General features: G+C 65.6%; 1 protein-coding gene. It reads left to right on the top strand.

Features of this window, described 5'->3' with window-relative positions:
• Nucleotides 1-169 precede the first annotated feature (169 nt).
• Nucleotides 170-564, top strand: a 395-nt coding sequence (locus EN964_RS39040; RefSeq protein ID WP_245490763.1) for a signal recognition particle receptor subunit alpha, incomplete at its 3' end; no start/stop codon positions are given.

Below are 564 nucleotides of genomic sequence, written 5' to 3'. Positions count from 1 at the left end.
GTATAGAGACGGGGAGAAGGGGGCTAGCGGTGAAGCTGCGCCTCCTCTTGCAAACATCGAAGACGAAGCCTCAACGCTGACGCCTCCCTCTCCCCGTCCTTCACGGGGAGAGGGTAGGGGTGAGGGGCAGCACGAACTTGCGAAAGATTCGGCGCCACCCGTGGAAGCCATGCCGGCTGCTCTCGTGGCCGAAGCGCCCGCCGCCGAAATCGCACCTCTCATTCGCCAGCCGGCCCCGGTCGAATCGCAGCCGGTCATTGCGGAAATCGCGCCCGAGCCGCAGCCTCTTCCACAACCCGCGCCGGAGCCGAAAGCCGCCCCCGGCAAGGTGACCGTCACCAAGAAGGTCGAGCAGAAAGCCGAGCCGCAGAAGGCGCCCGAACCGGCACCGAGGCGCTCCTGGTTCCAGCGCATGAAGGACGGGCTTGCCCGCTCCTCCAAGGAGCTCACCGGCAACATTGCCGGCGTCTTCACCAAGCGCAAGCTGGATGAGGAGACGCTGCAGGATCTGGAGGATGTGCTGATCCGCGCCGATCTCGGCATGGAAACGGCCTTGCGCGTTAC

Origin of the sequence: Mesorhizobium sp. M7A.F.Ca.CA.001.10.2.1, from assembly GCF_003998575.1 — a bacterium.
Lineage (GTDB): Bacteria > Pseudomonadota > Alphaproteobacteria > Rhizobiales > Rhizobiaceae > Mesorhizobium.
The sequence above is the reverse complement of the archived record's forward strand: the minus strand, read 5'-3'. Positions and strand labels throughout refer to the sequence as shown.